The following is a 10,061-nucleotide window of genomic DNA, read 5'->3' as shown; positions in this document are numbered from 1 at the left end:
AGTTGTACCTCCAGCACCAGCAGGCCTCGGTGGTGTCGCGCCTCCTCAACGAGACGGGGCGCAAGACGAAGCGGTACGAGGCGCAGAGTGGTGCCACGCGCGCGGCTCGGAAATGGACGACGCAGGACGTGCTGCGCCTCTTGCGCAGTCCGCTGTACGCGGGCTTCGTGCCGTATGGCGACGAGGCGCACCCGGGCGAGCACTCGCCCATCGTGGACAGGGCCACCTTCCATCAGGTGCAGGACATCCTGGAGGGCCGCGGCCCGGGCATCCAGTACCACGGGCGCAACCCCGACTACGTGCTGCGGGGCCTCCTTCGCTGCGGCATGTGCGGCGAGGCAATGACTCCCGGCTCCACGCGCAAGGGCACGCGCGAGTACCGCTACTACCGCTGCGTCACCCGGGACAAGCAGGGGAAGGAGGGGTGCCGGGCCTCACCCCTTCCGGCAGCCGCCCTGGAGGACTTCGTCGTCGCCCGGCTGCGGGAAGTCTCGGTAGGTGGGGGCTTCGCGACGCAGGTACACGCCCGCCTCACGTCGCGGCTGGAGGAGAAGCACAAGGCCCTGCGCGCCGAGCGCGTGCAGCTCCCGAAGGACCTGGCCAAGCGCGCAGGGGAGTCCGCGAAGTGGGTGGATTCCCTCTCGAAGCTGGAGGGCCCCTCCCGGCGCCTCCTGGAGGAGAAGCTGACGGCCGCTGAAGAAGAGTCCGCCGGCATGAAGAAGCGGCTGGCGGAGGTGGAGCGCGCCCTGGACGCCATGGAGGGGGAGAAGCTGGAGGCGGCCTGGGTGGCCCAGGCCTTGGCGGACTTCGACGCGGTGTGGGACGCCCTCACGGCCGCCAACCGGGGGCGCCTGCTGCAGGCCCTCGTCGGCCGAGTCGTGGTGGACGAGGAGACGGACAGGGTGGACGTGCACCTTACCCATGCCGGTGAGGCCGCAGCGACTGGACGCGAGGAGGTGGCGGCGTGAGCGCGAGTCCCGAGTCTCGGCCGGCGGAGGGCGGCCTCGTCAGCGCGCAGTTCCACCGCGTGCGTCGCTCGAAGGTGCGCTTCCGGGAGGGGGCGCGCCCCCCGCCGCGAGAGGCGGCGCGCCGGCCAGCGCACGTCGCGCGCATGCTGGCCCTGGCGCACCACGTGGAATCCGCCATTGCGCGAGGGCTGGTGGCGAGCGCGGCGGACGTCGCTGGTCAACTGGGGTTTACCCGCGCGCGTGTGACGCACCTGCTGGACTTGCAGTTGCTGGCGCCCGACATCCAGGAGGAGGTGCTGTTCCTTGAGGCCGTGGATGGGGAGGAGCCTCTCAGCGAGAGAGGACTCCGGGCCATTGCACACGCGGGAACGTGGGCGGTGCAGCGCGAGCGCTGGCGCGAGGTGAAGGCTTCATTCTGAGACGGGCGTCCGAATACCCGGACTCCTTGGTGTAGCGTGAGTGCAAGAGGCTGAATTGTTGTCCGCGTTGAGAGTGCGCGGGCTGTACGCCCCGCGACGAAAGTGAGCGAGAGCACATGCAAAACGACATGAAGGGCATCATCCAGACTGCGGTGGCGGAGGCGGTCGAGAAGACGATGGGCCGGCAGGTGGAGCTGCTGGAGCGGCAACTGGAGCTGCTGGGGAGGATTGCTCAATTCCTGGGCATTGAGCCTGGCTCGACGTCCGCGGCGTCCGCGCCGAAGCGCACACTCGTACCTCCTCCCGCGTCGAAGCGGGCTCCCGCGCTCGCCAGCGCGCAGAAGCGCCCGTCCTCGGTGCCGGTGCGGAAGTGGGTGAGGTCGGAGGCCGCGCCCAAGCCCACTCGGACGAAGGTCGCACCCCAGAAGCGCCGAGGGCGTCCGAGTGCGGCGGGACGCACAGCACCGGCCGCCGTCCCCAGCTCCAGTCCCAGCCCGGCGACGCCCGTCGCATACGAGGTGGGACAGGAGGTGCGTTACAAGCAGGGGCGGGGCAGCTTCTCGGCGAAGGTGACGGCCGTCGACGCGAAGGCGAAGACGGTGACGTTGGCGCGTATCTCCGACAACCTGAAGGTGGTGCGCCCCTTCGACAAGGTGACGCCAGCCTGACGCGAGATGAGGGGCAGGGGTAGGCTGAAGAGCGTGGTTCTCAGCCGACAGAAGCCCCACGAATGGTGCCCGCAGGACTACACGGACAGCATTGTGGTGGAGGCCCCCCCGCGCCACCACAATGCTGTCCGCAGAAACGCAGCAACGATTCTCGCCGGGACAGTTGTCCGAGTCGGAAGTCTTCTGTGGGGCAAATCTGCCCCGCCTCAAATGTGAAGACTACCGGCCCCGCAGTCGTAAGGGGATGCGCCTAGCGAACACTGCCCGGGGGGAAGCACCCGGTATTCGCTCTCCTTGCTGCGGCTCGTCGGCCATGGCTTCGAGCTGCCCCTGGGCGATGGCGCGGTAGTGGGGCACGACTTCCACAGCGAGCACGTCCCGCATCTCCTGGCGGGCGCTGACGAAGTCTCCCTCGTCCTTGTGCTGGTACATCCGGTGTAGCGCGTCCATGAGCCGGCGAGTGCCCTCGCGGATGCGCCGAGACTCCTCTTGCAGCAGGCCCAGCGCCCCCTCTTCCGTAGCGAGCGCGCTCTTGGCTTCGCTGGCGCTGATGCCCACCTCGGCGGCCGTGCGCTTCAGCAGCGCCTTCTCATTCCGCGTGAGGGCCAGGCGCTCTCCTTCGGTGAGGACACGACGTGCCAGTTCGCGAATCGGGCCCCAGTCAACGGTTTCACTCACGAGTCATTTTTCCTTTGCGAGCAGCCCCAACCTGCATGCGAAGCCAGGGCTGGGGCCTCTTGCACCCAGGAGAGGGATAGGCGCTCATGGGGCAGCGACCTGTCCGCTGCGGGTGTCAGAGGGCTTCACAGGTGCAAAAGGTCATGTTAATTCGACGGTCGAGTCAACTAGACCTTTCAGGTTCCGGGAGAGTTGCCGCGACGGCGAATCTCGGTGTCCGTGGGGCCGCGCGCCCTCTTTCAGGAGGATTCACAGCCATGACGAAGCGTCCGGAAGATGAAGTGTCGACGGAGGAGTTACCGTCCCGACTCCCCACCCCGCCTAGCCCCAGCGCGCCGCGCTTCCTATTCGAAGTGGAGGGCGTGCGTTACGAGGCGGTGCGGGAGGTCGAGGTGCGGTCGAATGGCGAGAAGCTCCTGAAGGTGGAGCGGCGAGTGGCGGATGGAGTCCTGGCCGGCCTCTGTCTGGTTCGCCGGATTGCCAGCCCCTCCACGTACATGATGCGCACGCGGATGATTGAAGAGGTGCAGTTGGCCTTTCGCCTCAACCACCCCAACATCGCCCAAGTCTTCCATATGCAGGTGAATGAGGAGGAGGACGCCCCCTACGCCATCATGGAGTACGTGGGTGGGCCCTCGCTGGAGACGCTGGTGTGCGCGGCGTTGGTGCGAGGGCAGCCTCTCTCGGAGGGCTTTGGCCTGTACGTGGGGGCGGAGGTGGCGGACGCGCTGCACTACGCGCACACGCTAACGTCAGAGAAGGGTGTGCCTCTGGGCATCGTCCACCGTGACGTGAGTCCCCGGCACATCGCCTTGGGCCTCCATGGAGAGGTGAAGGTGCTGGACTTCGGCTCGGCATTCTCGCTGCTGGTGGGGCGGGAGGAGTCGCCCGAGAATCTGCTGCGAGGGGACGTGGCCTACGCCTCTCCGGAGTACCTGCGCAAGGAGGGGCTGACGCCGCGCTCCGACGTCTTCAGCCTGGGGGTGTTGCTGGTGGAGTGCCTCACGGGCAAGCACCTCTTCGAGGTGCGTGACGTCCCGGTGGTGGCGAAAGAGAGCCGGTTCGTCGCGGAGTCGCAGCCCTCGTTGCCGCTGCAGCAGATGCAGGCCCTCATGGAGTCCTTCGGGCCGCACGTCGTCGAGAAGGCGGTGGCCCACCTCAATGAGGACCTCAAGGCGGTGCTGCACACCGCCCTGCGCCTCAACCCCGAGGAGCGCTTCGCGACGGCAGCGGACATGCGGGATGCGCTGCGTGGCGTCGCCCACGCCCAGCTCCGCGAGCCCTATGGGCGCGCGGACGCCGCCAAGGAGGCAGCCCGTGTCGTGTCCGAGGGCGGGGTGCTTCGCGACGTGGTGGAGTTCGGCGAGGCCGGCATCTACCCGGATGGGCTGGAGAAGCACGAACTGGGGCTCCCGAAGAAGGAGTAGGCCGCCGATGCTCTGCTTTCGTGTCCTGCGCAATGGCCGGCACATCACCACCGCGGGGGTGTCGGACTTCGGTGTCCTCTCCACCATCCTGACGTGGGTGCGCCGTCCCGACGACGAGACCCGCGACAATCCGGAGATAGACCTCCATGTGGGGGGCTCCGTGGGCAGGGAGTACCGCGAGCACCTGAAGTGGTGCTACGCCAACAACATCCGCGCGGGCGACGTCCTCACAGTCGAGGTGCGTGATGACTTGGAGGCCGACCCCCCGAAGGAGCGACGTCTCGACGAGGAGGCGGGGCTGGACGATGTGGCCCGCCTCCAACTGAGGAAGCAGAGCCTGGAGGCGCAGCTCGCCGACGTGAATGAGGAACTGCAAGAGCGCGGCGCAGCGTAGCGGGGTGCCTCCTCCTTCGGATGGGGAGGCGCTCCGTCATCGCCAGGGCCCGCTGGGGCTCCAGGTGAAGGGCTCCGAGGCATGGGGCTCTTTCGCCAGGCCTGCTGCCTTCTCGGAGGCGCCGACTTGCTGGCCTCTTGGTGCTGGGGAGGGGGCGGCGTGAGCCGTTTGGCTGCGCCCCTTCACTCAGGGCGCTGCTTCAGCGGGCCAGCTCGGTGGTGATGCGGACGAGGGCGTCCAGCTTCGCCGCGTCGAGCTTGCGCGCGAGGAACAGAAGGCGGCGCAAGGTGACGTCATCCTCCGGCCGAGTGGGTGCCCCTCTGTCAGGCGACTCGGTGAGGCCCATCATGTCCTCCGGAGAGACCATCAACTCGATGCACAACTTCTTCAGCGTCTCGACGCTGGGAATCATGTGCCCGCGTTCGATTCGACTGTAGACGGCGGAGGCCATCCCCACGCGCTCCGCGACTTGGACCTGCGTCAGACTCATCTGTTCCCGAGCAAGACGGGCGATGGCGCCAAGGTGCGCTGCAAGCTGTTCGTTCATAGGTACAAGGGAGTATACCTGAATTGCCAGTTGTCAAGGCAGCACTATTCTATCAGCCGACGCCTGACAGGAGCTGGATGAGGGCAAGGGCCTGGCGCCCGTTCAACTGGCGCACGCGGCGTTGCAGGGCGTCCTTGGCGGTTGCGCTCGTGCCCGGCGGCAGCGCGGAGGGGAAGCCCAGCAGTTCGTTGGGGGTGGCGCTGACGACGGTGCACAGGCGGAACAGCGTCTGAACGCTGGGAAGCATCTGGCCCCGCTCGAGTCGGCTGTAGGCGTTGCGGGAGATGTCGATGAGCCTCGCCACCTCTGTCTGCTGCAGGCCCGCGCGGAGGCGGGCCGCGCGCAGGGCCTCTCCGAGGACGGCAGGCAAAGGGCGGGCGCGTCTCTTCGGAGGGGCGAAGGTGAGGGCATCAGGGGGGATGTGCATTCCAAATGAACTGTACCTGATAGTCTAGCTGAGTTCACCTTGATGAATGGCTCGACGCCCTCTGTGATTGGTGGTTGGAGGTGGGAGAAGACTTCGCGCGATTTCCCCGGGCTTCTGGTACCGTGGGGCGTCGTCGGGGAGGGAGCTGCATGCGCGTGGCCGCAGTCCTGCTGTCCTACAGCGTCGCCAGGAGGAAGTCGCCATGAGGGACAACGGCCCCCCGGCCGTGCTGTCCCCCGGGGACGTGGTGATGGGCTACACGGTGGTGCGGCACCTGGACCAGGGCGGCTTCGGCACCGTGTATCTCGCGACGAACGACGGGCAGACCTGCGCCTTGAAGGTTGTGGAGCGGCAGCGCGTCGAGGGGCGGGTCGAGAGAGAAATCGCCATTCTCGTGAGCTTGAAGCACCCCAACGTGGTGGGGATTCGCGGCTTCAGCTACTGGCAGGCATGGGAGCGTGAGTTTGCCCTCATCGCCATGGAGTACGTGGAGGGGCGAAAGCTCAGCGCGTGGGTGCGGGAGGAGAACCCCTCGGCTCGGAAGATTGCGAAGGTGACGCTCGACGTGGCGCGGGCGCTGGAGGCCTCGCACGCGGCAGGAGTGGTACACCGGGATGTGAAGGACGCTAACGTCATGGTGCGCGACGCGGACGGCCCGGCGGTGCTGGTGGACTACGGCATCGGGGACTACAAGGGAGCGCCCGGCGTCACCCAGTCCATCTTACCGCCCGGGACGATGGAGTACCGCCCCCCCGAGGCTTGGCTCTTCATACGGAAGTACTTCGGCCAGAAGGGCTTCCGCTACGTGTCCGCCCCCTCGGATGACATGTGGGCCCTGGGCATCGTCCTCTATCGCCTCCTCACGGCGAGGCTGCCCTTCGACGTGGGGTTGGAGGAGGATTACATCAGGAGTGTCATTGGCAGGTCGCCTGTGCCCCCTCACCACGTCAACCGCTTCGTCCCGGAGCCGCTGGCCATGTTGTGCATGCGGCTGCTGGAGAAGGACCCTGCTGCACGTCCCGACGCGAGCGCTGTCTGTGCGGCCCTGGAAGAGCTCCTGGCCGGGGCTGAAGGGGAGGCGTGGGACACGCCCTTGTTTGACTCGTATGGCCCGAACTCAGCCACCACCGAGGGCGGGGTGGACAAGCTGGCTCGGTGGGCGAAACGGCCCCTGCGCCAGATGCGCCGTGGCAAGGCGCCGGGGCCGGAGCTGCCGGAAGTCCTAGGCGAAGGCGGGCCCGCGGCTTTGGCGCCCGAGGCCCCGCTGGTGCCCGAGGCCCCGCTGCCCGTGGAGGCGCAGTTGCCGGGCTTGGCGCTCGAGGCGGGGGAGGAGGCCGGACCGGCGGCGGAGCCCCTGCATGCGGCGCCCGAGGCCCCCTTCGTCGAGGTGGGGCGGCGCTCGTTCCTCTCGCGAATCAGGATGGGACGCGTGCTGGGCGCGGGGGTGCTGGCTATGGCCCTCGCGTCTGGGGCGTACTTCTCTCAGCGGACGGCCTCACCAAAGCCGCAGGCTGGCCCCGGTCAAGAAGTAGCGGCATATGCCAAGAAACCTCAAGCTGCCCCGGCCGCAGCTCCCATCGGGCCGGAGGCAACACCTGCGGCCGTCGCTCCCCCCGCGACGCTTCCCGAGGTGACTGCAACCGTGACGACCACCCAGAATGACACCGCTTCCTCCCCACCAGTGCCTGCGAAGAAGGCATCGCGGAGCGTCCGCACAGCCCTGACGACAACGGCCCTCTGCGGCGCGCTGGCCTGCTCGGGCCCACAGGTGCGTCCCGCTCCGGAGCCTGAACCGTGCCCAGCAGGCTCCACCAAGGGCATGAAGAAGCTCGGCATGGACATTGGGGATAGGCAGGCCGGGAGCTTCGTCCGGGGAGAAGAAAAATACGTAACGGTGAAGGACGGCACTGCACAGATCATCCTGGGCTCGGACTACGCCACGCTGTCTGGGCGACTCATTATTGCCGACCGCGTCTACGTCCGACTGACGCGAGCGCGATTTCGCGGAGAGAGCTTCCCTGTGTGCCTGGAGGTGCAGGACGGCATTCGCAACCGCGGACTGGAGATAGAGGGTGGCGGAGGGGAGTCCGGAAAGGCGCGCGTGTACTCTGCCGTTTTAGTCACGGCAGTGAGTGAGTTTGAATGAGCTGTCGTTGTTGGGCAGGTGCCCGTGAGTCGCCAGCGGTGTCGTCGCTGGCTTGGTAGGGGAGACGTTGCGTGCATCATTCCGTGTCGGCCGTGCTGCTTTTCCTCCTCCTCTCTGGAGGAGGGGCGGCTCTGGCGCAGTCGCCCTCATCTGCCGTGGGGCTGAGCGTTCGTCGAATCGAGCTGGTCTCCGATGATGCTCAGCCCGCACCTGAAGTCGCGGTGAGCCCAGGACTTTCGACGGTGTTCATCTTCGATTCGGAGGTGAGTCGAGAAGGGGTGGTGATCGAGGGGCGCGAGCGCTTCTCGGTCCTGGATGTCGGCCTCAGCACGTTGCGCCTCGTTCCTTCAGAGAGATTCAATCCGGGTGACCGGCTCAAGTTGACGGTGCGTTTCCAGGATGGCGCGGCCCCGGCGAGCGCGACGTTTGTCCTGGTCTCGCACCCTGCACGGCCAGAAGCGCTCGTCGAGGTCTATCGGCGCAAGAGAAGCGTCGAGACATACCAGGAGGAAGTCCGCCAAGCGCGCATCGAGGCTGAGCAGTGCCGAGAGGAGAATGAGCGCCTGCGCGCGGAGCGAAGTGCTCCTGATGGGCTGACAGGACTCATCTCGACGGAAGTCCTCAGTGGGCGGGGCGTTGAGGTCCGCGACGTGACCAAGGATGTAACGCAGGGCCCGGGCGGGGCAGTAAGCAGACACCGTGTCGTCTCATACCGCGCAGCCCGCCGGGTGGCCGTCGAGGTCTTCCTCAAATATGTAGGAGACGCCCAACCGTGGACTGCCAAGGGGGCAACCCTACGGGGCAAGGCCAACGAGGAGCTGAAGGTGCTTCGAGTGTGGCAGTCGGGCCCCGTGGCCGCTGGTTCGCCGAGCCAGCGAGTCGTGGTAGAGGCTGAAACTGCATCCGACTCACCTCAAGGAAGCTTCACGCTCAAGCTCTGGGATGCAGATATGCGCCGCACCATCACGCTAGGCAACGTCACCTTCCCATGACCCTGTGAGCGCCACCTCCGAGCCCTTTCGTGGGTTTCCGGCGTTTGGGGGCTTGTGCGGAATGCCAATTCAGGGTCCAATGGACTGTACCTATAGGTATAGTCCATTCTGGCGTTCCCTGGAGGCGATGTGTACCTCACTGTGCTGGAGTGCGCGCGCGTGACTGCGCGCTTCCTTGATGACTGCGGAGAGCGCCCGGAAGGCGACGCGACTGATCCTCCCTCCTAGCCCGCTTCGAAGTCGGCGTTGGGCTCTCGCGCTGCGCAGAGGACCTCCCGCAAGCGCCACGTGAGGCGCGTGCTGGCGGAAGCCGTGCGCCGAGAAGCCGTCTGCGCTTCGTCGGGCCGCATGCCTGACGGACGCTGAAGAGCCCTTCCTTAGTCATTCCTATTCGCGTTTGGAGTCACGAGCGGAGCCAAGCCTTGGCCTGGCGCCGTGGCGTGACACGTCTGTCTGCGGTTGGGACGGAGCCGGGCTTCCTGGCTCCGTGACGTGACACGTTTGTTTGTCGCTTCGCTCGGCCGGCCTGCCGACGACTCCCGCGATGCAACGCATTCACCCCGCAGCCCGGCGCCCTGCCGGACTGAACGGGAAGCCTCTGTCCTTTGCCCCTGCCGGGGCCTTCTCAGGAGACGTCGATGTTCATGCGCTGGGCCGTCGTGTTGCTGTTGGTGTTACCCGGAGTGGGGTGGGCGGAGGAGATTGCCTATGAAGACGACTTGGCGAAGGTCGAGGACGACACCGTCCTCCTTGAGCCAGAGGTGGACGAGCTGCTCGAGCCTGCCATGGATGATGGGGACGCCCTGGTCGAAGAGGAGCCGGCCTCGTCCAGCTCTGGCTCTGGCTGGGCGAACCGGCTGAGCCTGGAGACCACGACATGGGCGCTACTGCCTCGCCGTGGTGCGGGGACGGATGAGGGCTTCCTGCAGCTCCACCCTCGGCTGGAGGTCGTCAAGCCAGGCTTCCTCCAAGTCGACCTGGGCGCTCCGGTGCGCCTGCGCATGTGGGGCGGGGAGGCGGGGGGCAGTCTGGTGCGCAAGGAGGACTGGGACGAGCTCTCCGACTGGGGCCAGCTGGTCCAGAATCTGATGGTGGGGGGCGACGCACCGAACTTCGTGTGGGTGGGCGCCCTGGAGTCCTACACGCTGCTGTCCGGGCACCTGGTGCGCCGCTACAACAACCGGGGCAACCCCGACTACCACCCGGCCGGCGCGGTGGTGACGGGGATGCTGAGGCCCCTCTACGTCGAGGCCTTTGCCTCGGACGTGCTGGGCGCGCGGCTGATGGGGGCGGAAGTCGTCCTGGACATGCAGCACCTCCTCGTGGGCCGCCAGCCGTACCCCATGCAGTACACGCTGGCGCTGTCCGCGGTGCATGACTGGGGCAAGGCGGGAG

10 protein-coding genes and 1 pseudogene are annotated in these 10,061 nt (G+C 67.0%); 8 read left to right on the top strand and 3 right to left on the bottom strand.

Features of this window, described 5'->3' with window-relative positions:
* The 3 genes from HNV26_RS35545 to HNV26_RS35535 form a co-directional block, all read left to right on the top strand.
* Window positions 1–968 (top strand): recombinase zinc beta ribbon domain-containing protein (locus tag HNV26_RS35545; RefSeq protein ID WP_171452987.1); only part of this gene is annotated, 968 nt, incomplete at its 5' end.
* Complete coding sequence (locus HNV26_RS35540; protein WP_171444195.1) at window positions 965–1,387, top strand: hypothetical protein; 423 nt, start codon at window positions 965–967, stop codon at window positions 1,385–1,387. The genes HNV26_RS35545 and HNV26_RS35540, both read left to right, overlap by 4 nt.
* A 116-nt stretch (window positions 1,388–1,503) precedes the next feature.
* Window positions 1,504–2,055 (top strand): PspA, encoded by a 552-nt coding sequence (locus HNV26_RS35535; protein WP_171444194.1) that lies wholly within the window; start codon window positions 1,504–1,506, stop codon window positions 2,053–2,055.
* Between the two features lie 219 nt (window positions 2,056–2,274).
* Here the strand turns inward: HNV26_RS35535 and HNV26_RS35530 are convergent, their stop codons facing one another.
* Window positions 2,275–2,733, bottom strand: coding sequence for a DUSAM domain-containing protein (locus tag HNV26_RS35530; RefSeq protein WP_171444193.1), 459 nt, complete (start codon window positions 2,731–2,733; stop codon window positions 2,275–2,277).
* A gap of 257 nt (window positions 2,734–2,990) precedes the next feature.
* Between HNV26_RS35530 and HNV26_RS35525 the strand changes: the two genes are divergently transcribed.
* Window positions 2,991–4,160 carry a serine/threonine-protein kinase gene (locus tag HNV26_RS35525; protein WP_171444192.1) on the top strand — a complete coding sequence of 390 codons (1,170 nt, stop codon included), beginning with the start codon at window positions 2,991–2,993 and terminating at the stop codon, window positions 4,158–4,160.
* Window positions 4,161–4,167: 7 nt separating this feature from the next.
* Window positions 4,168–4,554: a hypothetical protein gene (locus HNV26_RS35520; RefSeq protein ID WP_253817355.1), complete on the top strand. Its 387-nt coding sequence runs from the start codon at window positions 4,168–4,170 to the stop codon at window positions 4,552–4,554.
* Between the two features lie 199 nt (window positions 4,555–4,753).
* Here the strand turns inward: HNV26_RS35520 and HNV26_RS35515 are convergent, their stop codons facing one another.
* A complete protein-coding gene (locus HNV26_RS35515; protein WP_171444190.1) occupies window positions 4,754–5,101 on the bottom strand; it encodes a helix-turn-helix domain-containing protein in 348 nt (115 codons plus the stop codon).
* 52 nt (window positions 5,102–5,153) lie between these two features.
* Window positions 5,154–5,471, bottom strand: coding sequence for a helix-turn-helix transcriptional regulator (locus tag HNV26_RS35510; RefSeq protein ID WP_253817354.1), 318 nt, complete (start codon window positions 5,469–5,471; stop codon window positions 5,154–5,156).
* A gap of 259 nt (window positions 5,472–5,730) precedes the next feature.
* On the opposite strand from HNV26_RS35510, the gene HNV26_RS35505 reads away from it, so the two are divergent.
* The 3 genes and pseudogenes from HNV26_RS35505 to HNV26_RS35495 form a co-directional block, all read left to right on the top strand.
* The gene (locus HNV26_RS35505) at window positions 5,731–7,674 is read left to right on the top strand and encodes a serine/threonine protein kinase (protein WP_171444188.1); all 1,944 of its coding nucleotides are present in this window, start codon (window positions 5,731–5,733) and stop codon (window positions 7,672–7,674) included.
* A 71-nt stretch (window positions 7,675–7,745) separates the two neighbouring features.
* Window positions 7,746–8,666, top strand: a complete 921-nt coding sequence (locus HNV26_RS35500) for a DUF2381 family protein (protein ID WP_171444187.1) — start codon at window positions 7,746–7,748, stop codon at window positions 8,664–8,666.
* A 638-nt stretch (window positions 8,667–9,304) separates the two neighbouring features.
* Window positions 9,305–10,061, top strand: a pseudogene (locus HNV26_RS35495) (hypothetical protein); the annotation flags it as partial.

Origin of the sequence: Myxococcus xanthus (assembly GCF_013116825.1) — a bacterium.
Classification (GTDB): domain Bacteria; phylum Myxococcota; class Myxococcia; order Myxococcales; family Myxococcaceae; genus Myxococcus; species Myxococcus xanthus_B.
Note: the sequence above shows the minus strand (reverse complement) of the source record. Positions and strands in the feature narration are given on the sequence as shown.